This is a genomic window from Roseateles sp. UC29_93, from assembly GCF_042695725.1.
Classification (GTDB): Bacteria; Pseudomonadota; Gammaproteobacteria; order Burkholderiales; family Burkholderiaceae_C; genus Roseateles; species Roseateles noduli_A.
Genome location: NZ_CP170545.1, coordinates 5,739,174 through 5,759,663, shown reverse-complemented (window position 1 = coordinate 5,759,663; position 20,490 = coordinate 5,739,174). Strand labels below are relative to the sequence as shown.

The 20,490-nt window shown below is 71.6% G+C and carries 16 protein-coding genes, 3 pseudogenes and 2 riboswitches; of the genes and pseudogenes, 9 read left to right on the top strand and 10 right to left on the bottom strand.

Translation table 11 applies throughout. The features are described 5' to 3' along the window. Positions 1–38: 38 nt before the first annotated feature. The gene (gene gcvT / locus ACFJIX_RS26735) at positions 39–1,172 is read right to left on the bottom strand and encodes a glycine cleavage system aminomethyltransferase GcvT (RefSeq protein WP_377155660.1); all 1,134 of its coding nucleotides are present in this window, start codon (positions 1,170–1,172) and stop codon (positions 39–41) included. A gap of 65 nt (positions 1,173–1,237) precedes the next feature. Next, a riboswitch (glycine riboswitch) is annotated at positions 1,238–1,358 on the bottom strand. A 10-nt stretch (positions 1,359–1,368) separates the two neighbouring features. Further along, a riboswitch (glycine riboswitch) is annotated at positions 1,369–1,472 on the bottom strand. Between the two features lie 100 nt (positions 1,473–1,572). Between gcvT and ACFJIX_RS26730 the strand changes: the two genes are divergently transcribed. The 7 genes from ACFJIX_RS26730 to ACFJIX_RS26700 all read left to right on the top strand — a co-directional run bounded on the left by ACFJIX_RS26730 (position 1,573) and on the right by ACFJIX_RS26700 (position 10,828). After that, positions 1,573–2,520: a hypothetical protein gene (locus ACFJIX_RS26730; protein ID WP_377155658.1), complete on the top strand. Its 948-nt coding sequence runs from the start codon at positions 1,573–1,575 to the stop codon at positions 2,518–2,520. Positions 2,521–2,570: 50 nt separating this feature from the next. Further along, on the top strand, positions 2,571–3,230 hold the full coding sequence (locus ACFJIX_RS26725; RefSeq protein ID WP_297524135.1) for a response regulator transcription factor: 660 nt from the start codon (positions 2,571–2,573) through the stop codon (positions 3,228–3,230). Between the two features lie 8 nt (positions 3,231–3,238). Next, entirely contained in the window at positions 3,239–4,948 is a 1,710-nt protein-coding gene (locus ACFJIX_RS26720) for an ATP-binding protein (protein ID WP_377155657.1), read from the top strand. Positions 4,949–5,132: 184 nt separating this feature from the next. Continuing rightward, on the top strand, positions 5,133–5,717 hold the full coding sequence (locus ACFJIX_RS26715; RefSeq protein ID WP_377155655.1) for a hypothetical protein: 585 nt from the start codon (positions 5,133–5,135) through the stop codon (positions 5,715–5,717). Positions 5,718–5,848: 131 nt separating this feature from the next. Then, the gene (locus ACFJIX_RS26710) at positions 5,849–7,444 is read left to right on the top strand and encodes a DegQ family serine endoprotease (protein ID WP_377155653.1); all 1,596 of its coding nucleotides are present in this window, start codon (positions 5,849–5,851) and stop codon (positions 7,442–7,444) included. Between the two features lie 137 nt (positions 7,445–7,581). Next, positions 7,582–8,529, top strand: a complete 948-nt coding sequence (gene xerD, locus ACFJIX_RS26705) for a site-specific tyrosine recombinase XerD (protein ID WP_377155651.1) — start codon at positions 7,582–7,584, stop codon at positions 8,527–8,529. A 124-nt stretch (positions 8,530–8,653) separates the two neighbouring features. Further along, positions 8,654–10,828 (top strand): hypothetical protein, encoded by a 2,175-nt coding sequence (locus ACFJIX_RS26700; protein ID WP_377155650.1) that lies wholly within the window; start codon positions 8,654–8,656, stop codon positions 10,826–10,828. Here the strand turns inward: ACFJIX_RS26700 and ACFJIX_RS26695 are convergent. After that, positions 10,821–11,321, bottom strand: coding sequence for an Lrp/AsnC family transcriptional regulator (locus ACFJIX_RS26695; RefSeq protein WP_377162004.1), 501 nt, complete (start codon positions 11,319–11,321; stop codon positions 10,821–10,823). The genes ACFJIX_RS26700 and ACFJIX_RS26695 overlap by 8 nt on opposite strands. Before the next feature lie 138 nt (positions 11,322–11,459). Between ACFJIX_RS26695 and ACFJIX_RS26690 the strand changes: the two genes are divergently transcribed. After that, entirely contained in the window at positions 11,460–12,062 is a 603-nt protein-coding gene (locus ACFJIX_RS26690) for a MarC family protein (RefSeq protein WP_377155647.1), read from the top strand. 114 nt (positions 12,063–12,176) lie between these two features. Here the strand turns inward: ACFJIX_RS26690 and ACFJIX_RS26685 are convergent, their stop codons facing one another. The 3 genes from ACFJIX_RS26685 to ACFJIX_RS26675 all read right to left on the bottom strand — a co-directional run bounded on the left by ACFJIX_RS26685 (position 12,177) and on the right by ACFJIX_RS26675 (position 15,374). Next, positions 12,177–12,716, bottom strand: a complete 540-nt coding sequence (locus ACFJIX_RS26685) for a GNAT family N-acetyltransferase (RefSeq protein ID WP_377155645.1) — start codon at positions 12,714–12,716, stop codon at positions 12,177–12,179. Between the two features lie 58 nt (positions 12,717–12,774). Continuing rightward, positions 12,775–14,847, bottom strand: a complete 2,073-nt coding sequence (locus ACFJIX_RS26680) for a CHASE domain-containing protein (RefSeq protein ID WP_377155644.1) — start codon at positions 14,845–14,847, stop codon at positions 12,775–12,777. A 284-nt stretch (positions 14,848–15,131) separates the two neighbouring features. After that, a complete protein-coding gene (locus ACFJIX_RS26675) occupies positions 15,132–15,374 on the bottom strand; it encodes a hypothetical protein (RefSeq protein ID WP_377155642.1) in 243 nt (80 codons plus the stop codon). Between ACFJIX_RS26675 and ACFJIX_RS26670 the strand changes: the two are divergent. Continuing rightward, positions 15,270–15,647, top strand: a pseudogene (locus ACFJIX_RS26670) (diguanylate cyclase domain-containing protein); the annotation flags it as partial. The gene ACFJIX_RS26675 and the pseudogene ACFJIX_RS26670 overlap by 105 nt on opposite strands. 132 nt (positions 15,648–15,779) lie before the next feature. Here the strand turns inward: ACFJIX_RS26670 and ACFJIX_RS26665 are convergent. The 5 genes and pseudogenes from ACFJIX_RS26665 to ACFJIX_RS26645 all read right to left on the bottom strand — a co-directional run bounded on the left by ACFJIX_RS26665 (position 15,780) and on the right by ACFJIX_RS26645 (position 20,486). After that, on the bottom strand, positions 15,780–16,259 hold the full coding sequence (locus ACFJIX_RS26665; RefSeq protein WP_377162002.1) for a lipocalin family protein: 480 nt from the start codon (positions 16,257–16,259) through the stop codon (positions 15,780–15,782). A 21-nt stretch (positions 16,260–16,280) separates the two neighbouring features. After that, positions 16,281–16,784, bottom strand: a pseudogene (locus tag ACFJIX_RS26660) (lipocalin-like domain-containing protein); the annotation flags it as partial. Between the two features lie 272 nt (positions 16,785–17,056). Beyond that, entirely contained in the window at positions 17,057–17,416 is a 360-nt protein-coding gene (locus tag ACFJIX_RS26655; protein WP_377162000.1) for an FtsX-like permease family protein, read from the bottom strand. A gap of 1,036 nt (positions 17,417–18,452) precedes the next feature. Then, positions 18,453–18,809: pseudogene (locus ACFJIX_RS26650) on the bottom strand (FtsX-like permease family protein); the annotation flags it as partial. A gap of 1,017 nt (positions 18,810–19,826) precedes the next feature. After that, positions 19,827–20,486, bottom strand: a complete 660-nt coding sequence (locus tag ACFJIX_RS26645) for an ABC transporter ATP-binding protein (protein ID WP_377155641.1) — start codon at positions 20,484–20,486, stop codon at positions 19,827–19,829. Positions 20,487–20,490 lie beyond the last annotated feature (4 nt).

Here is a 20,490-nt window from a genome sequence, read left to right as displayed (position 1 = left end):
TCGAGGGAATCGAAGGACGTGTGACCCGGAATCGCGGATCAGCCGCGGAAGTATCCGTTGGGTGTGAACGGCGTGGAAGAGACCGTCATCGGGGTGCGCTTGCCGCGGACCTCGGCGAACAGCTCGGTGCCCAGCGCGGCGTAGGGCGTCTGCACATAGGCCAGCGCCACCGGCTTGCCCACCGTCGGGCCCAGCGTGCCGCTGGTGACGACGCCGATCTCCAGGCCGTCCGCGTTGACGAGCTTCGCGCCTTCGCGCACGGGCATGCGCTCCGAACTGACCAGACCCACGCGCTTGCGCGCGGCGCCTTCGGCGAACTGCCTGTCGATGACCGCGGCGCCCGGATAGCCGCCCGCGCGGGCGCCGCCGGCGCGACGCACCTTCTGGATCGCCCAGGTCAGCGAGGCTTCGACGGGGGTGGTGGTCGTGTCGATGTCGTGGCCGTACAGGCACAGGCCGGCTTCCAGGCGCAGCGAGTCGCGCGCGCCCAGGCCGATGGGCATCACTTCCGGCTGGGCCAGCAGCTTGCGGGCCAGTTCCACCGAACGGTCGGCGGGGACCGAGATCTCGTAGCCGTCCTCACCGGTGTAGCCCGAGCGGGTCACGAAGGTCGGGATGCCGTCCAGCTCGAAGAAGCCGCCGGTCATGAAGACGAGCTTGGCCACCTCGGCGTTCAGGCGCGACAGCGCGGTGACGGCCTGCGGGCCCTGCAGCGCCAGCAGCGCCTGGTCCGGCAGCGGGCGCACCTCGCAGCGGCCCGACAGGTGCTTGCGCATGTGCGCGATGTCCTGGTCGCGGCAGCCGGCGTTGACCACGACGAACAGGCCGTCCGTGCGGCGCGCGACCATCAGGTCGTCGAGGATGCCGCCGTCGTCGGCGGTGAAGAGCGCGTAGCGCTGCTTGAACATCCCGAGGTCGACGATGTCGACCGGCACCAGCGTTTCCAGCGCTGCGGCGGCGTCGTCGCCGACCAGCAGCACCTGGCCCATGTGCGACACGTCGAACAGGCCGGCCTGGGCTCGCGCATGCTTGTGTTCGGCCATCACGCCGGCGGGGTACTGGACCGGCATGTCGTAGCCGGCGAAGGGCACCATCTTGGCGCCGAGTTCGACGTGCAGCGCGTGCAGCGGGGTCTTGTGCAGGGGGGCGTTCAAGGACTGATCAGCGGACATGTCTCGCTCCGAGGGCATTCGTCATGACCACCCCGACTGTGAACCGGTCACGTCAAGGTGGGGGAGATGCCCTCGCTGTCCGCTTTACCTGAGAGATTGGCCGTCGGCGGTTGACCGGCGGCTTGCCCCTTCGGTGGACGGGCTCGACCCAAAGGGTCCGCCCCGCCTCTCTCCAGTGAGGACGCCCGATGTCTCGAGCGTTTCGTCAGTCCTTTTGCCTGAGCGTTCGCAGCGTGGGATCACCTGTGCCACTGCGCCTTCGGCGGCTCCCGCGAGGGAGCTCTCTCCTGACAGGCGCGCATTGTAGTCATGGAATCGGTCCGCCTCGCGACCGCCTGGTTTACAGGTGCTCCGCGCCGTCATCTGCACACAGGGGGAGCGGCCCGATGGACGGGCAGGAATGGAAACCCTCGACATGCCGGTCATCTCATCGATCTTTTCGTTGTTCACGCGTTGCCTGGGCCTCGATGCCAAGGCCGACAGCCACGACCTGAAGTCTGCCTGGAGCGCCGCGAGGCGGGAGGGACCGGCGCCGGGCAGCAAGGAGGCGTCCGAGCGCCGGCGACTGCTGTCCCAGGGCGTGGCGGCCTGGCGGGCCGGACTGAGGCCGGTGGCCGGGCTGGAGCCCGGATCCCGATCCGGCGTGTTGCGCCGCCCCGGCGATCCCTGGGCCATCGCCGCCGGACCCGGCGCGGGGCAGGACGGCGATCTGCTCGTGCGTCTGGCCGACGCGGTGCTGAACCAGGGGATCGGCGGCGTGGCGATTCCGGTCCGCCAGGAACCCGATCCGAGGGTGGCGCCGGAGCACCGCTCGCTGGTCGAGCGCCTGCTCGGCGGGCCGTGCTCGGTGGATCGGGAGCTCACGGGCCATGGCCGGTTGCGGATCCGGACAGGGCCGCTGCCGGCGCCGCCGGGCCAGTTGCCGCGTGGGATCGAACTGACGATCGAGGTGGACGGTGAACTGCGCAGCAGGAAGTCCCTCTCCGTGCATGCGCTGCCGACCGGCAAGGCGGTCCGGTTCGCGAGCGGCCTGCGGGACGCCATCGCGCTGGCCAGGCGATGCCGCTCGCCGCGCGAGGACGCCGAGGACCATGACGGCCTGGCCGTGATCCATGAGCGCCAGCGGGACCTCGTCCAGATCCGCTGCGTGATCGAGCAGCTGCGTGCGGGGACATCGCCCAAGGAGGCGGGGGCAGGCTTTGCCGCCCGGCGCCGGAGAACGCCCTCGCCGGCGAAGGATCTGCCGCTGCCGCCACCCCCACCGCTCCCGATCGCGCCGTCGCGCGACTGGCGTGCGCCCGCGGTCCTCGAGGCCGGCCCCGTGCGACGGCGCCCCGCGGACGCCTGACCGGCCGCTCGCGGCCGCGGTCGCCCCGGCGCGCGTGCACAATCGTGCCCATGCGACTCCTGCTGGTGGAAGACGACCTGATGATCGGCGAGCAGCTGCTCGAGCTGCTGCGTGCCGAGGGTTACGCCGTGGACTGGGTGCGTGACGGCGAGATCGCCGACACCGCGCTGCAATCCCAGACCTACGACCTGGTGATCCTGGACCTGGGCCTGCCCAGGCGCGACGGCATGAGCGTGCTGCAGGCGCTGCGCGGCCGCAAGCAGGCGGTGCCGGTGCTGATCGCCACCGCGCGCGACGCGACCGCCCAGCGCGTCGCCGGGCTGGACGCCGGCGCGGACGACTACGTGCTCAAGCCCTTCGAGCTCGACGAGCTCCTGGCCCGCATCCGCGCGCTGCTGCGCCGTGCGGCCGGCCGCGCGGAGCCGGTCTACGAGCACATGGGCGTCAGCATCAATCCCGCCACGCGCGAGGTCACCGCCAACGGCCATCCGGTCACGCTGTCGCAGCGCGAGTGGGCGGTGCTGGAGCCGCTGCTCGCCCGTCCGGGCATGGTGCTCTCGCGCCAGCAGCTCGAGGAGAAGCTCTACGGCTGGAAGGACGAGATCAGCAGCAACGCCGTCGAGGTCTACATCCACGGGCTGCGCAAGAAGCTCGGCGCGGAACTGATCCAGAACGTGCGCGGCGTGGGCTACCGCGTGCCCAAGGAATGAAGGCGGACGTGAATGCGGACATGAAGGCGGACGCGAATGGAGGCGTGAAGGCGGACGCCGGCTCCGGCACGGGCCGCCGCGGCCGGCTGTCGCTGCTGCCGCGATCGCTGCGCTACCGCCTGCTGCTGTTCCTGCTGGGCGCGGTGCTGACCGGCGCGCTCGCGCAGGGCATGAGCGCCTACCGCAACGCGCTGATGGAGACCGACGAGATCTTCGACTACCAGATGCAGCAGGTGGCGCTGTCGCTGCGCGCGGGCATGGGCACGGGGCTGCCGCTGCCGCTCGGCGAGGAGCAGAGCATCGACCTGATCGTGCAGGTCTGGGGCCTGGACGGCACGCCGCTGTACCGCTCGGCCGGACCGGACTGGCTGCCGCAGCGCGCAGTGCTGGGCTTCTCCAACGTCGCGCTGCGCGGCAAGCGTTATCGCGTCTTCGCGGTGCAGGGGCGCTTCCAGGTCGTGCAGGTGGCGCAGGACATCGCCGTGCGCCAGCGCATGGCCGGACAGCTGGCCTGGCGCACCGTGTTGCCCACCGCGCTGATGCTGCCGATGCTGGCGCTGGTCGTGTGGTGGGTGGTGTCGCACTCGCTGGCGCCGCTGGAGCGGGTGCGCCAGCAGCTGTCGCGCCGCGCCGCGCAAGACCTGGCCCCGGTCGACGAGGAGGACCTGCCGGCCGAGGTCCAGCCGCTGGTCACCGAGCTCAACGCGCTGCTGGACCGGGTGCGCCAGGCCTTCGAGCAGCAGCAGCACTTCGTCGCCGATGCCGCGCACGAGCTGCGTTCGCCGCTGGCCGCGCTGAAGCTCCAGCTGCAGTCGCTGCGCCGCGCGCCGGACGAGGGCGCGCGCGTCCAGGCGCTGGAGAAACTCGGCCTGGGCATCGACCGGGCGTCCCATCTCATCGAGCAACTGCTGGCACTGGCCCGCCAGGACAGCGCCAAGGCACAGGCGCCGGCGCAGCCGATCGCGCTGGACGTGCTGTGCCGCGATGCCGTCATCGACGGCGCGACGCTGGCGCAGGCGCGCGGCATCGACCTCGGCATGGAGCGCTGCGACGCGGTGCTGGTCGACGGCCATCGCGAGGCGCTGACGATGCTGCTGCGCAACCTGCTGGACAACGGCATCAAGTACGGCCGCGGCCGCGTGGACCTGAGCCTGGAGCGCAGCGGCGGCCAGGCCTTGCTGGTGGTCGAGGACGACGGCCCCGGCATTCCCGACGCGGAGCGCGGGCGCGTGTTCGACCGCTTCTACCGGTCCGAATCGCAGGCGCAGCAGGCGCCGGGCAGCGGGCTCGGACTGGCGCTGGTGCGCAGCATCGCCGACGACCACGGCGCCACGCTGCGGCTGGGGCACAGCACCGCGCTGGGCGGGCTGCGCGTCGAGCTGGCGATGCCGCTCTCCCGCGCGCCGCTGGCCGCGTCCCCGCCTCCGTCCGGATTGCCGCCGCCCGGGCTGCTGCCGCCTTCATCGCCGCCCCCCCGCGCTGCCGCCCGCCTGACCGCCAGCGGCAGCGGCATGGGCATCCGCATCCGCATCCGCATCCGTATGGCCACCACGCGTGCCCGATCGCGCGCCAGCGCCGGACGCGATGTCGCGAGGGAACCGGGTGTCTTCCCGCTCCCACCCATGAAGGACCTCAACGCTTCGCGAAAGGTCTCTCATGCTCATTCCGTCCGCTGGATTCGCCTCGACGCGTTTCCTCTCCGCGTTGAAGTCGCCTGAGTCCTGGCCCGCAGCCGAAACGCCCCAAACGTCCCGAACGTCCCGAACGTCCCGAACGTCCCGAACGTCCCAAACGCCTGACCCGCATGGTCGGATCGCGCCCGGCGGCGAGCGCCCGCGCGGCCATGACGCCAACGCACCCGCGCGGCCTCGTCCGAAGGGCGCGAGCCTGCGCAAGTCCCAGTTGAGCACCCCCCGGGCCTCGCCGCCGCACGACACGCCTGTGGCCGCGGGGCCGACGGCTCTGGCCGCGGTACCGCGCGCCTGCACGCCGCAGCAGGAAGCGCAGAAGGCGCAGGAAGCTGAGGACACGGCGTGGACGGCCCGGTTGCTGACGCCCTGGCGCCAGACCGCCATCCGCAGCCTCACCGCGCGCATGACGGCGCCCACCGGGGTGAAAGGCTGGTTGCGGCGGGTCTTCGGGCCGAAGCACAGGGCCGTGGAGCCGCTGGCGATGTCGCTGGTCGCGCCCGTGCTCGATGAGCTGCCCAAGCACTGGGCACCCGCTCGGCGACGCGAGGTCGGCGCCAGGCTCTGCGGGGACTGGATGCAGGCCGCCTTCGACGGCCTGGACGACGCGGGTCGACGCCGATGGGCCCGACGCGTGAGCGGCGGCGACGGCTCGTTCCAGGACACGCTGAAACGCCATGAGCAGCTGTGCGCCGGGATCACCGAGCAGAACGTGTGCTGGCGGGGCAACGAGCGGCTGCTGGTCACGCTGCAGGTGCTCGGCGCCATGCGCGACACGGCATCGTCGACGGGCCGCTGAAAACGGCACCGGAAGGGCGCCTGCCGCGGATTAAGAGCGACCTAAGCCAAGCTGCTCAAACTTCAAGCCATCGAGTCGGCGCCAAGGCGTCCCGCACTGGTCGCCGACTCCCTGTGAATCTGGAGGTTCAGATGGCTCAAGTGGAGAAGATGATTCCGGTGAAGAAACTCGTGTGGGCGCTGGCCGCGGCTGGCGTGCTGGGGGCCGCGGGCGGTGCGCTCGCGATGCGCAACGCGAAGCTGATGCCGGTCGCGCAGACCTCGGCGCCGGCGTCGACCGACGGTGTCTCGGCGTCGAACGGCGACACCCAGGTGGCCGCGGCCACGACGCCGCTGGCGAATGCCGCCGCGCCGGCCGGGAACTTCACGCCGCCGCCCGCGGGCATGCCCGACTTCGCGCAGATCGCCGCGGCGCAGGGCCCGGCGGTTGTCAACATCAGCGTGTCGGGCACGGTCAAGACGCGGGCCGCGCGTGCGCCGCAGATCGATCCCGACGATCCCTTCTACGAATTCTTCCGCCGCTTCGGCGTGCCCGGCATGCCCGGCGGCCCCAACGGCGGCGGTGAAGGCGGCGGCAGTCGCGAGATCCGTGGCCAGGGCTCCGGCTTCATCGTCAGCGCCGACGGCGTGATCCTGACCAATGCCCACGTCGTGCAGGACGCGCAGGAAGTGGTCGTCAAGCTGACCGACCGTCGCGAGTACCGCGCCAAGGTCCTGGGCAGCGACAAGTCGACCGACGTCGCCGTCCTGAAGATCGAAGCCAAGAACCTGCCGACCGTCCGCCTGGGCGCGACCAAGGACCTGCGCGTGGGCGAATGGGTGCTGGCGATCGGCTCGCCGTTCGGTTTCGAGAACAGCGTCAGCGCCGGCGTGATCAGCGCCAAGGGCCGCTCGCTGGGCCCGGACGAGAGCCGCGTGCCGTTCCTGCAGACGGACGTCGCGATCAACCCCGGCAACTCCGGCGGCCCGCTGTTCAACGCGCGGGGCGAGGTGGTCGGCATCAACTCGCAGATCTACAGCGCGTCGGGCGGCTACCAGGGCCTGTCGTTCGCCATTCCGGTCGAGGTCGCCAACAAGGTCCGCCAGCAGATCGAGAAGGGCGGCAAGGTGCAGCACGCCAAGCTCGGCGTGATGGTGCAGGAGGTCAACCAGGGCTTCGCCGACTCCTTCAAGCTGGACCGACCGGAGGGCGCGCTGGTCGCCAACGTCGAGGATGACGGCCCGGCCGCCAAGGCCGGCCTGCGCTCGGGCGACGTGATCCTCGGTTTCAAGGGGCAGCGCATCGTGTCCAGCGGAGATCTCCCGGCGCTGGTGGACCAGTCGCTGCCCGGCGACAAGGTCGACATCGAGGTCTGGCGCGGCGGCAAGCGCGAAACGATCACCGCCACCCTCGGCGATGCGAACGAGAAGGGCGCCAAGCTGGCCAAGGTCGGCGGCGGCGATGCGGACGCCGATCACGCCAAGCTGGGCCTGGCCTTGCGTCCACTGCAGCCCGAGGAGCGCCGCCAGCTCGGCACCCGTGACGGCCTGCTGATCCAGGAAGTGGGCGAGGGCAGCGCCGCGGCGCGTGCCGGCGTGCGTCCCGGCGACGTGCTGCTGGCGGTCAACGGCACGCCGGTGCAATCGCTCGATCAGGTCCGCAGCGCGGTCAAGGGCGCGGAGAAGTCGGTCGCCCTGCTGGTGCAGCGCGGCGGCGACAAGATCTTCGTGCCGGTGCGCATCGGCTGACGCGCGGCGTCTCCCTCTTTCCCGGTCCCCAACCAACCGCTGCCTGTGGCGGTTGCTCCGTAGGGCCCGCGCGTGGTGGCGCGGGCCCTTTTTTTTTCGCGCATCATGCGCGGCATGTCGTCGTCCCCCTCCCCGTCGTGCCCCTCCCCGTCGTCTTCCAGCACCGAACCTCTCGCTCCTTCCGCCGCGCGCGCGAGCGCAGCGGCCGGGCCGTCGATGCCTTCATCGAATCGCTCTGGATCGAGGAAGGCCTGTCGCGCAACACGCAGTTGGCCTACCGGCGCGACCTGCAGCTGCTCGCCGACTGGCTGGCCACGCAACGGGACCGGACGCTCGACCAGGTCGAGGAACTCGACCTGATGGGCTACGCCGCCGCGCGGCATGACGGCGGCAAGGCCAGTTCGGCGAACCGGCGGCTGTCCGTCTTCAAGCGCTATTTCCGCTGGGCGCTGCGGGAGCGCCGCATCGAGCGCGACCCCACGCTCAAGCTGATCACCGCCAAGCAGCCGATGCGCGTGCCCAAGACGCTGTCGCAGCAGCAGGTCGAGGCGCTGCTCGACGCGCCCGACGTGGGCACCGCGCAGGGCCTGCGCGACCGCGCGATGCTGGAGCTGATGTACGCCAGCGGGCTGCGCGTGACCGAGCTGGTGACGCTCAAGAGCGTGCATGTGGGGCTGCGCGAGGCCGTGCTGCGCGTGACCGGCAAGGGCGACAAGGAGCGGATGGTGCCGTTCGGCGAGGAGGCGCACACCTGGCTGATGCGCTATCTGCGGGAAGGGCGGCCGCAGCTGCTCGGCATGCGCGGCACCGACGACCTCTTCCTCAGCCGCTTCGGCCAGGCCATGACGCGGGAGAGCTTCTGGCGCATCGTCAAGAAGTACGCGCTCATCGCGGGGATCACGAGCCCGATCTCGCCACACACGCTGCGGCATGCATTTGCCACCCACCTGCTCAACCATGGCGCGGATCTGCGGGCGGTCCAGCTGTTGCTGGGCCATGCGGACCTGTCGACCACGCAGATCTACACGCATGTGGCGCGGGAGCGCCTCAAGGCCTTGCACGCGGCGCATCACCCGAGGGGATGAGGGAGCGCGGGCGGGGCGCGCCGAACCGTGTTGGACGGTGACCGCACCAAACGGCTATCCACGCTTCCCTGGATCGTTGGCCAGGCCCGTTTCGAGGCCTTGCCCCGCGCGATTCTCCCGCCCCATGTTCGAAAACACGCTCTTCCATTCCTCCTTCGCCTCCGCTGTCGGCTGGGGCGGCGCCATGCATGCGCCGTCGTTCGGTGGAGCCTCGATGGCGGGCGTCGCGTCCGTGTGGCCGCCCGTGGCGCACGGGGTCCATGTGGCCCACCTGCTGCCGTTGGCGGCCTGCGCGGTCGGCCATCCGCTGCACGGCGTGATCGCGCCGATCCTGAATGCGGCGCTGCACGAGATCTCCCGGTACATGCCGCCCGTCTTGCAAGCCGCGGCGCCTCCCGCGGCCTTTGGTGCCCCGATCCGGTACGTGCCGTACCCCGCGCCGGCACCCAGCGCGCCGCGACCGCCGCAACCGCAGTCCGGCGCTCGTGTGCGCAGCGGCCCGGCGCCGCAAGCCGGCCCGGACCTCCAGCGCGCCGCTTCACCGGCACGCGCGGCGACAGTGCCTGCCCCGTCGTCGCCGCCGACGCCCATCGATCCCCATGCCTTCCTCGGCGTGCTGCAGGCCCTGGACGAACAGGACGTGTCCGATGTGATGCTGCTGCATCCGGGGCCTGGTGAGCCGATCTCTCCATTCTTCGAGCAACTCAAGCATCCGGGGCAGTCGATCGTCTGCAGCCTGCAGACCGACGACGGCGGCGAAGCGCGCGCGAGTGCGTATCGCCTGGACGGCATGGAACCGGACGGCAGTTGGCTGTTGCAGGTGGACATCCAGCTCCCCGGGGAGCCCGTGGAGTCGCGGCTGATGCGCATGCATGACGTGCAGGCCCAGCCGCGGGATCCGGAGGCGTTTCAGCTGGACGTGGCCCGCGCTCGCGACGCCGTCGCGACGAGGCAGGAGGCGCTCGGCGACGTCAGCGGCCTGGCGGTGATCTGCGCGGACGGCGCGACGGCTTCCGGTGCGGCGATCACGCTGATGAACCAGATGGAATCGCTGGATCGCCACCGCCAGGAGGCGGATGAGCTGCAGCAGTCAGGGCCCAGCCTGGAACACTTCCAGCAAGAGCAGCGCCGATTCATTCAGGAGGCGCGGGACCGGCATGGCGAGGCCTTTGCGCAAGGGCTGGATCGTCAGCTCAGCCAGGCCTGCGAGCGCGTGTACGCGCAAGCACCCGCACCTGCACCCGCACCTGCACCCGCACCTGCACCCGCACCTGCAGCCGCACCGCCGGCACCGGCACCGGCACCTGCGCCCGCACCCATGCCTGCACCTGCGCCCGCACCTGCGCCCGCACCTGCGCCCGCACCTGCACCTGCATCTGCACCTGTGCCCGCACCGGCACCGGCACCGATGTCCGGGGCCGAGTCATCGCTGCTGGACGAGCCGATTCCCGCCCACACCGCTTTGCATCGGCCCTTGATGCCCACCCCGGCGATCACGAACGCCGAGGTCCACCGAATGTTCGCCCAGTTGCCGGCAGTGGCCACCCATGATCCCGAGGTCGACGATCGCAAAGCTGCCGACCTGAAGGAACGCAAGATCATGGACGCCATGGCCCGTCTGCCGAAGGCGTTCGCCGCGCTGCCGCGGTCCGCTTCCGCCCCGGACCTTCTGCAGACCTCGAGGAATGCTGAAGCGGCGACCACGCTGGCGCTGGCACTGACGCAGGCGCGCGCGGCCAGCGAAGCCAACCTGCTGGCGACCTCGCGCGAACGACCCCTTCAGAATTCGATGGGAGCGCTGTTCCGGGAGATCGACAGTTCCCTGGGCATTGCTCAGAAGTTGAAGCGACTCCTGCCGTTCCGCAATGGGGAGGCCCGATTGGCGGATCAGATCGCGGACCGGATGATGCTGGTCGTCGACCAGCTCCGTCACGTGCATCAGAAGCTCGAAGCGACCGGTGCCGGCGGTAGCGGTGTCGGGGAGGCCGAATTCATTGCCCGGAACCTCTCCAAGGCCGCTGGTCGAGCATTCAATGAATTGACGCCGCCGATGCGGCTGCGACTCATCGATGCGTTCCATGACGATGGCGGTCAGCTGCCGGCGATCAAGGCCGCGCGCGATGACCGACTGCGGGAGATGATCCGCTTGGCCGACCCCGCGTCAGGCGTCCCCGCGTCGCGCGACCCCAGCGGCGTGAGCGCGGAGTATCGAGTGGCCCAGCGCAAGCATGAAGCGTTGAACTACGCGATCGCGGCCCTGGAATTCGCCGTGCCGTCGAAGCAGAACGCGCCTACTTGACCGGCAGCCCCGCCGGCGGCTTGATCTCCTCCAGGCAGATCATCGAGCGCACGTCGGCGACGCCGTCCAGCTGCATCAGCTTGTCGGTCAGGAACTTGGACAGCGCCTGCAGGTCCCGCGCGACCACCTTCAACAGGTAGTCCGAGTCCCCCGACACGGTGTGGCACTCCAGGATCTCGGGGAAGTCGCGGATCAGCGACTCGATCTCCCGCACGCGGACGAAGGCCTGCGCGGTGATGTTCAGGCTGACGTAGGCGGTGACGCTCAGCCCCAGCGCGAGCGGGGCGACATCGGCGCGGTAGCCGCGCAGCACGCCGCGTTCCTCCAGCGCGCGCACGCGGCGGAAGCACTGCGGCGCCGACAGGTGGACCTGAGTCGCCAGATCGACGTTGGACATCCGGCCGTCGCGCTGCAGCGCCTCCAGGATCCGCAGGTCGATCGCATCCAGCACGACCGGACCGGTGGGCCGGGCAGGGGCGGTCTTCTTGTCCATCCTGTCGTTCATCTTGTTCATCATCGGGGTCAGGGCGAGGAATCCTTGCGATTCTATGGAGTCGGATGAACGAAGCGTGCGTGGCGGCGCGCCAACGCCCAGTCGCCCGCGGGGCGCCTTCGGCGAGAATCCCGCCCCATGGATCACAGTTTTCTCTCCGCCCTCATCCTGCTGCTGCTGGTGCTCGACCCGCTGGGCAGCCTGCCGATCTTCATCCCCATCATGCGGGCCGTGCCGCGCGAGCGCCGGCTCAAGGTCGCGCTGCGCGAAGTGACCATCGCCTTCGGCGTGCTGCTGGCCTTCATGTTCCTGGGCGAGGGCTTCCTGCGGCTGATGCACCTGTCCGAGCGTTCGCTCGAGGTGGCCGGCGGCGTGATCCTGATCATCATCGCGATCCGGATGATCTTCAGCCACGCCGGCGAGTCCGCCTACGGCGTGGAGACCGGCCGCGAGCCGTTCATCTTCCCGCTGGCCGTGCCGCTGCTGGCCGGCCCGTCGGCGATGGCCACGGTGCTGCTGCTGGCCTCGCGCCAGCCGGACCGCGTGGCCGAATGGATCGGCGCGCTGTTCACGGCGATGGTGATCTCGTTCCTCGCGCTGATCCTGGCGGACCGGATCCGCAAGCTGCTCGGCGACTCGGTCGTCTCGGCGATCGAGAAGTTGATGGGCCTGGTGCTGACCGCCATCGCGGTCGAAATGATCCTGTCCGGCCTGAAGCGCTACTTCGTCGGCGGCCTCTGATCCCCACGACTGACGCAGCACCGCTTTGGGCGCGCCGCGTCGTTGCAAATCCTCGCCATAGCGCTGCTATGGCTCCGGTTTGCGCCTAGCGGCGCATCCCAAACCGGCGCCGCGTCAGCCGCGGGGAGCCAGCGTTGTGGCGGACATCTCTTGCGCCGCCTTGGCCGCCGCCGGCGAGCGGCGCCATTCGTCCGCCGTCATGCCGTAGACCGCGATGTCCGCGTCGTGCCAGCGCTGCAGCTCGCGGTAACTCATGCCGAGCTTCTTCATGATGTGGGCCGAGCCCTCGTTCGCCGGCTCGCAGACCGCGACGAGCTCGGGCGCCTGCAGCGTGTCGAACGCGAAGGCCGCCATCCGGCGCGCCGCCTCGGAGCCATAACCCAGGCTCCAGCGGTCGCGGCGCAGGCGCCAGCCGATCTCGTGCGGGTTGGCCTTGTCGCCGCGCAAATGCTGGATGCAGCCGGCGCCGACGATCTCGCCGGTCCCGATCTCGAAGAAGGTCCACCAGCTGAAGCCCCACTCGGCCCAGCGCGCCTTGACCCGGTCGATCATGGCCTGCGTGTCCTCGAGCGTGTCGGGCTTGCCGGTGATGTAGCGCATCACCTCGGGGTCGCGGTTCATCTCGAACAGGCCCTGCAGGTGGGCGTCGGTCATCGGTTCCAGGCGGAGGCGGGCGGTGGTCAGGCAGGTCATCGCCCGACTGTACGGCGGCTCAGCGCGCATGGCTCCGGTCACCCCGCAGACGCTGCGGATCGGTCGCGGGTGATGTCTCCGCCGAAGTGCCGGCCGATGGCAGCTCCGAAGGCTGGCGCAGCGCCGACAGATCGATCTCGTCCGGCGGCAGCGCCCCGTTGAGCCAGCGGATCCGGCAACGTCCGGCGCGCTTGGATTCGAACATCGTCTGGTCCGCGCGGCTCATCAGCACCTCGGCGTCGACACCGTCGAGCGGGTAGTGCGCGACGCCGATGCTGCTGCCCACCTGCACCATCGCGCCCGAGGAGAGCCGTACCGGTTCCAGGATCGCGCGCAGCAGCCGCTCGCAGGTGACGCGGCTGGCCTCGGGCGAGGGCAGGGGCGTCAGCAGTACGACGAATTCGTCGCCGCCGAGCCGCGCGGCCGTGTCGGTGGCGCGGATCGTCTCCGCGAGCCGCTGCGCCACGGCCTTCAGCACCTCGTCGCCCGCATCGTGGCCGTGCGCGTCGTTGACGGCCTTGAAGCCGTCCAGGTCCAGGTAGGCCACGGCCACCGACTGCTGCTGCCGTTGCGCCGCGGCCATCGACTGGCGCAGCCGGTCGGCGAGCAGCACGCGATTGGGCAGGCCGGTGAGCGCGTCGTGGAAGGCGGCGCGCTCGACGCGGGCCTCGTAGGCCTTGCTCTGCGTGATGTCGACCATCATCCAGAGCGTCGTCTCCTCGTCGCGCTCGCCGGGCAGCGCGACGCCGTTGAGGTCCACCCAGACGAGGCTGCCGTCCTTGCGCCGCATCTGTTGCTGGCTGCGGTAGTGGCCGCCGCGCCGCAGCACCGGATAGGCGTTCTGGCCGAGCGCGGCGAAGGTGTCCTCGTCGACGTACAGCTTGCGCACCGGCAGCCCGAGCATCCCGTCCTTGCCGTAGCCGAAGAGCCGTTCCAGCGCGCCGTTCTTCCACACGATGCGACGGCCGCGCAGCTTGGCCATGGCGATGACCTCGGTGTCCAGCATCGCCTGCTGGTCCAGCGTCAGGCGGCGCAGGTCCTCGGTCATCGTGTCAGCCAGGGCTTGCGCGCGGGCGCGGCCGGCCGACAGCAGGTAGGTCGTCGCCGCCAGCAGCGTCGTCAGCACCAGGCCCAGCAACCCCGGCCCCCAGCCCGCGGCGTCGATGACGTCGCGCTCATAGGCCGTCGTCAGCGCGGCCTCCACGCGGAAGGCCCGGCCGGCGATCTCGACCTGACGCTCGACCGCGACGATGCGGTTGTCGAAACCGGCCCGCGCGGTCGGCGGGGTGTCGAGGGGCTGGATGCCGGTGACCGAATCCAGCAGCAGGTCCTCGGTCGCGCCGTGGTCGTCGACCAGCAGCCGGAAATCCATCGGCGCCGCGGCCAGGCCCTCCTTGAGTCCGTGCAGGATCTCCTGCGCCACCAGCGGCGCGTAGAGCATGCCCAGCAAGGACTGTCGACGCTGGTCGGGCGTGACCGGATCCGCGCCGTCGCGGAAGACCGGCACCAGCAGCAGCATGCCGGGTCCGTGCGCCCGATCCTGCACCAGCGGCACCGGCGCGGACAGCGTGGCCTCGCCGGTGGCGATCGCCTGTTCGATGGCGCGGCGGCGGGTCGATTCCGACCCGAGGTCGAAGCCCCAGGCCGGATAGTTCTGCGACAGCGGCTCGATGTGGGCGACGACGAAGAGGTCCGGCGCGGCGTCGCCGAAACCGCGCACCGAGAACTGCGGCGCGCCGTCGGCCCGCTCGGCGGCGATGAACGCGGGCAGATCGTCGCGCATCACGCGCGGCACGAAGCCGAAGCCGCGCACTCCCGGAAATTCGCGCGCCAGATCGCGCGACTGCACGTAGGCGCGGAAGGCGTGGCGGTCGAGCCGGCCACGCAGCGCGGCGATCGTCCCGCGCGCGCCCTTGAGGCCGTAGACCGGTTGCATGAAGCGCTGGACGACGTCGCGCTGCAGGCGCTCCATCTGGGCATCGAGGACGCGATGCCCTTCGGCCACGACGCGGTTGCGGTTCCACAGCATCGCGCTGAGCGTCAGCGCCAGACCGGTCAGCAGCACGAGCAGCGCGCCGACGACCGCCGGCATCGGCAGGTCGCCGGGCGGCGGAGCGGCCGGTTCATTGAACGTGGAATCCCGCGAGTCTCCCGGATCTCGCGAACCTTGTTCTGGTGTGGCGTGCACGGGCAGGGCGGCAAGGCCGCGGGCGCTGGACACAGCCGTTGACTGTAGAGCAGGCGCGGACCGGTCGCACGCGTCCCTGCGGCGCGTCCGGATTCGTTACAACTGACGCGACGCACCGTGGCGCAAGCGCCTATCCTCCCCCGCTCAAGGGGGCGGCGCGCGGCTTGCTCCTGTGCTGCAATCGATCCTCATCTCCGGCGAAGGTGGGCGGCATGGCTCAAGACTCGGACAGGGGCCCCGGGGCCTGGTGGACTTCCCTGCGGCGGCGCTGGCTGGCGCGTCGCGAGCCTCCGGCGCGGATCGCCGCCGCCGACGAGGCGCAGTTGATGGACGACCTCAAACGCGAGGCCGCCCGTGCGCAGCGGCACCGCCACGACGGCGTGCTGATGCTGCTGGAACTCGACCCCTGGGCGCGACTGCAGCAGCAGCATGGCGAGGACTGCATCCAGGCATTGGATGAGCGCCTGGACCAGCTTGTGCGGCAACAGTTGCGCGGCGGGAACTGGTTGCTGCCCTTGCCGCGTGGCGTGTGGGCCGCGTACCTGCCCTGCACCGATCCGCTGGGCGCGCTGGATGCCGCCGACCGGGTGCGCGCCCGCGTGGCCACGCTCGACTACCGCTGGCAGGGGCAGGCGCTGCCCTTGAGCGCGAGCCTGGGCCTGGCCCATTGGCAGGACTGGCGGCGCGAGCCGCAGCAGGGCGCGGACCAACTGCTGCAGCAGGCCCGGCAGGCGCTGGCGCTGGCCCGCAGCGCCGGCTGCAACTGCGTGCGCGCCTACGCGGCAATCCCGTCGGGCGCAACCGCTACAGCGGCACGCGACCGGCCTAGCGCGGTGCTACAGCGGGACCCGTCCCGCGTAGCCCGTCATCTCCAGGTAGCCCCAGCCCAGCGTGCGGCCGGCCTCGTCGGCCACGCGCGCCACGCCTTCCCAGTACGGGAAGCCCGTGCTGCGGCGCGCGTCGATCTCCTGCGACGCGTACGCGGCCTCGACCAGGAACACGCCGCGCGGCGTGCGGATCCGCCAGCGGACCGGATAGGTCGCGAGGCTGACCGGGCTCTTCCAGAACGCCAGCGGCTCGAACTGGAGCTGCTGCTCGAAGTCGACCATGGCGCCGCCCGTCGCCGCGCGCCAGCTGCCGCCGGTCCAGATCCCCTTGCCGTCCTGCCCGCGCATGCGGAACAGCGTCAGCGACGCGCCGTCGTCGAGGTTCAAACCCAGCCAGTCCCAGCCGACCGCGCGGTCCGGCGCCGCGTCGGCGCCACGGCCAAGGTACTGGTTGCTCCATTCGTGATCCAGCCAGGCCCGGGCCCGCACATCGCGTGTGCCGTGCGTGCCGCCCTCGCGCAGCGCGAGCCGGCCGGTGCCCGACAACTGCGGCTCGCTGACGTAGCGGCTCGCCTGCTGCTCGCCCGGTCCCTTGCGCGACCAGCCGGCGCGGCCCTGCAGCAGCGGTGCCTGCGGCGCGTCCAGCGTCAGCTCGAGCGCGAAGCCGGCGTGTTCGCTCGCCATCAGCAGCGCGTATCGGCTGCGGCCACCGGCAGTGCCGACACCGCCGGCGCCGCCGGGGGTGTCCACGCGACGCAACTGCCAGTTGCCCAGGCGCACGCGGGTGTCGTCGATCTCGGTCCGCGCGTTCGCGAAACCATGCCGCAGCACTTGCTGGTCGTGCAGCAGGCGCTGCCGGCCCAGGTCCGAGATCGCCGCATGGCCCAGCATCATCTGATCCGGCGCGAACGCCGACTGCAACGGACGCTTCAGATCGTTCCGGACCCGGAAGAAGGTGAGCTGGAAACCGAAGTCCGGGCGGGACTGCCGTCGCCGTCCTTGCCGATCCTGGCTGCCGGCGCGGCCGCCGGCCGAACCCGTGTACAGCACGCCCGTCACGTACCACCACTCGACGCGCGTCTCGGGATGCGCGCCGTGGTCGCGGGGGAAATGCAGCGGTGCGGCGGACAAGCGCTCCGAGGCCGAAGCCGACGTCGGCCCTGACCCTGACCCTGACCCTGACCCTGACCCGGCGCTGGACCTTCGCGCCTGGGCGAACGACGCCTGAGGCGCCAGGGTCAGCGCCGAGAGTCCGAAACCGCCCAGCAGCGGGCGCCGTCCGATCATCACCAGTCCTCCCGCACGGCGCGCAGCGCCTCGCCGCTGCCGGCGCGCAGCGCACGCGCGCTGGCCCACGCGGCGGTGGCGCCGGTGGCGAGCAGGCTGGCCACCAGCAGCGCCGCGACGCGCCAGCCGGGGATGGCCCAGTCCATGCTCCAGTGGAAACTCTGCGGGTTGAGCCGGAACACCAGCACCGCGCTGATGGCCAGCCCGACCAGCAGCCCCATGACCGCGCCGGCCAGGGCCTGCAGCAGCGTTTCGGCGAGCACCAGCCGGCGCAGCATCGCGCGCGTCAGGCCGAGGTGCAGCAGCAGGCCGAACTCGCGCCGCCGTGCCAGCAGCTGCGCCGACAGGCTGGCCGCCACGCCGAACAGGCCCAGCCCCAGTCCCACCGCCTGCAGCCAGTAGGTGATCGCGAAGCTGCGGTCGAAGATCGCGAGCGAGAAGCGCCGCAGCTCGCCGGCCGAGGCGATCTCCAGCGACTCCGGCGCGCCGGAGCTGTCGCGCAGCGCCTGCTGCACGGCGATGGGATCGGCGCCGGCCTTCAGCCACAGCGCGAGCTCGGTGATCGCGGCGTCGCCGCTGAGCCGTTCCCCAATCGCTTCGCTCCATCAGCACGGCGCCGCTCTGGCGGCTGTAGTCGCGCCAGATCGCCTTCACGCCGACCGGCAGCTGGCGTCCGTCGAGCCGGAGCATGAAGCGGTCGCCGGGGGCGAGGCGGAGCTCGTCGCGCATCGCCTCGTTGATGTAGACCGGCTGCAGGCCGTCGGGCAGCGTGGCGGCCTCGCCCTGCAGCGGCAGCCGGTGATCGAGCGGCCGCGCCAGCAGCGTCGTGCCGCCGGTCATGCCGCGCACCCGGATCCCGATCGAGCGCGTGCGCTGCGCCGCCACGCGCTCGACGCCCGGCAGCGCCGCCGCCGACGCCGCCAGCCCCGGCGGCATCGGCTGGCCCTGCTGGGCGCTGTCGCGGGCGGTCTGGCGCAGGTAGAGATCGGCGGGCAGCATGTCGCTCAGCCACTGGTCCAGGGAATTCCGGAAGCTCGCGACCATCACCAGCATGGCCACGGCGAGTGCGAGCGCGACCAGCACGCCCGCGATCAGGCGGCCCGCCTCGCCCGCCTGGTCGCGGGCGCGTTCGACGGCCAGCAGCGGCAGCGCGCGCCGCGCCGCCCAGCCGCGCAGCAGGCCCGTGATCGCGCGCAGCACGAAGGGCACCGTGCCCAGCGCGCCGAGCAGCAGCGCGACCATCGCCGCATAGGTCCCGAGCGGCAGGCCGAAGACGGGGCGCATCCACGTCAGCGGCAAGGCGGCGGCCAGCAGCACCGGACCCATCCACCACCAGCGGCCGGCATCGCCGCCGCTGCCGAGTCCCTTGAGCACCTGCGCGACCGGCAGGCCGCGCAGCCGCGCCAGCGGCAGGGCGGCCGCGCCGAGGCTCACCAGCGGTCCCAGCGCGAGCAGGCCCGCGATCGAGGCGCCCGAGAGCTGCAGTTCGGGTCGCCCGCCGCTGAGCCCGGTCAGCCCGCTGCCGAGATCGCCGCCGAGCGCGTGCAGGCCCAGCTCGGCGAGTGCGACGGCCAGGCCCAGGCCCAGCACCGCGCCGGCGAGGCCAAGCGCCAGCGCCTCCGACACCAGCAGCGCCAGCCGCTGACGCGCGCTCATGCCGAGCACGCCCAGCAGTGCGAGTTGCGGCAGCCGCTGCGCCACCGACAGGCTGTGCACCGCGAAGACCATGAACGCGCCGACGAAGAGCGCCATCAGCGACAGCACGCCGAGATTGAGCCGGTAGGCGCGCGTGAGGCGGCGCGCCTCGTCGGCCTGCTGGCGGGCCTGGTCCTCGGGCGCATGGGCCTGGACGCCGGCGGGCCAGTCGGTCGGCACCGCGCGGTCCGGCGCCATCCGCAGCAGGATCGCGTCGAGCTGCCCGGGGCGGTGCAGCAGTTGCTGCGCCCAGGCGATGTCGACGATCACCAGCGGCTGCTGGCGGTCCGGCACGCGGCCGGCGACGGGGAGCGGGGCCGGTTCGTCCGGGAGGTCGACGCGCAGGGTCCGGGGCAGGGGCGAGGGCGGCGCAGGGGACGCGGCAAGACCTGACCCCGAGGCCGGGAGGGCTCCGGACGTGCCGGCGCCGGCGTTCGCCGTGATGTCGAAGCCCAGCTTCGACCACGCCGCGTCGCTGACCAGCAGCGCTGGCTCGCGCAGCGCGCGGCCGAGGTCAGCGCCGTCCAATCTGGGGAACCATTGCGGATGGAAGGCGCCGAGCTGCACCAGGTCCAGCCCGATCAGCCGCACGCGCTGCCAGGAGCCGTCGCGGCCCTGCAACCGGATGCTGGCGTCGAGCCGGGGCGAGATCGCGGCAATGTCGTCGCGCGCGGCGAGCTCGCCGAAGTAGCGGTCGGACAGCGGCGCGGCGCCGGGCGCGGGGCTGAGTTCGGTATCGGCCACCGCGCTGCTCTGGCGCGCGGCGGATTCGAACTGCGCCAGCGCCGACGCGTTGATCCAGTGCACCGCGCCGGCCAGCGCGAGCCCCAGCGCGATCGTCAGCAGCGCCGCCAGCTGGCGGCCCCACTGCAGGCGCAGCGCCGGCCACGACAGCTGCCACCACCAGCCCCAGGCGCGGCGCAGGCCGGCGACGGCGGAGGAGTTCACGCGCGCGTTCATCGCCGGCTCATCGTTGGCCCGTCGTGGGCGCAGGGCGGGGGGCATCGCGGACTCATCGCCGGCTTCGGTGGTGTCGCGAGTTCATTGCGTGCTCATTGCGGGCTCATTGCGGGCTCATGCCTCGACGAGGTGCCCGTTCTCGAGCCGCAACCGCCGGTCCGCGTGTTCCGCCGCGTGCGCCGAGTGCGTCACCAGCAGGCAGGCCGCGTTCTGCTCGAGCAACTGCTGGCGCAGCAACCGCATGACCTGATCCGCATGCGCGGGATCGAGGTTGCCGGTGGGCTCGTCGGCCAGCACCAGCACGGGCCGGTGCACCAGCGCGCGGGCGATCGCGACGCGCTGCAGCTGCCCCCCGGACAACTGCCGCGGCAGGTGTCGGGCCTGCGCGGCGAGACCGACCGCGTCGAGCATCTCGGCCACGCGCTTCGCGTCGGGCTTGCCCTGCAGCAGCAAGGGCAGGGCCACGTTGTCGTGGACGTTCAGATGCGGCAGCACGTGGAAGGCCTGGAACACGAAACCCAGCTGCTCGCGGCGCAGCTGCGCCTGGCCGGATTCGTCCAGCGACAGGATGTCGCGCCCCAGCAGCACGACCTGACCCCGGTCCAGCGGCTCCAGCGCGGCCAGGCCGTTCAGCAGCGTGGACTTGCCGCTGCCGGATTCGCCGAGCAGCGCGAGCATTTCCCCGCGCTGCAGCGTCAGCGAGAGGTGCTCGAACAGCGTCTGCGCGCCGTAGCGCTTGGTCAGGCCGGTGGCCGTGAGGAGCGGGACATCCATCGTC

What these genes read in the sequence shown, in the direction of transcription:
- gcvT (WP_377155660.1), bottom strand. Translation starts at nt 1,172, where the DNA reads ATGTCCGCTGATCAGTCCTTGAACGCCCCCCTGCACAAGACCCCGCTG.
- ACFJIX_RS26730 (WP_377155658.1), top strand. Translation starts at nt 1,573, where the DNA reads ATGGAAACCCTCGACATGCCGGTCATCTCATCGATCTTTTCGTTGTTC.
- ACFJIX_RS26725 (WP_297524135.1), top strand. Translation starts at nt 2,571, where the DNA reads ATGCGACTCCTGCTGGTGGAAGACGACCTGATGATCGGCGAGCAGCTG.
- ACFJIX_RS26710 (WP_377155653.1), top strand. Translation starts at nt 5,849, where the DNA reads ATGGCTCAAGTGGAGAAGATGATTCCGGTGAAGAAACTCGTGTGGGCG.
- ACFJIX_RS26700 (WP_377155650.1), top strand. Translation starts at nt 8,654, where the DNA reads ATGTTCGAAAACACGCTCTTCCATTCCTCCTTCGCCTCCGCTGTCGGC.
- ACFJIX_RS26695 (WP_377162004.1), bottom strand. Translation starts at nt 11,321, where the DNA reads ATGGACAAGAAGACCGCCCCTGCCCGGCCCACCGGTCCGGTCGTGCTG.
- ACFJIX_RS26690 (WP_377155647.1), top strand. Translation starts at nt 11,460, where the DNA reads ATGGATCACAGTTTTCTCTCCGCCCTCATCCTGCTGCTGCTGGTGCTC.
- ACFJIX_RS26685 (WP_377155645.1), bottom strand. Translation starts at nt 12,716, where the DNA reads ATGACCGACGCCCACCTGCAGGGCCTGTTCGAGATGAACCGCGACCCC.
- ACFJIX_RS26680 (WP_377155644.1), bottom strand. Translation starts at nt 14,847, where the DNA reads ATGCCGGCGGTCGTCGGCGCGCTGCTCGTGCTGCTGACCGGTCTGGCG.
- ACFJIX_RS26675 (WP_377155642.1), bottom strand. Translation starts at nt 15,374, where the DNA reads ATGCTGCTGCTGCAGTCGCGCCCAGGGGTCGAGTTCCAGCAGCATCAG.
- ACFJIX_RS26645 (WP_377155641.1), bottom strand. Translation starts at nt 20,486, where the DNA reads ATGGATGTCCCGCTCCTCACGGCCACCGGCCTGACCAAGCGCTACGGC.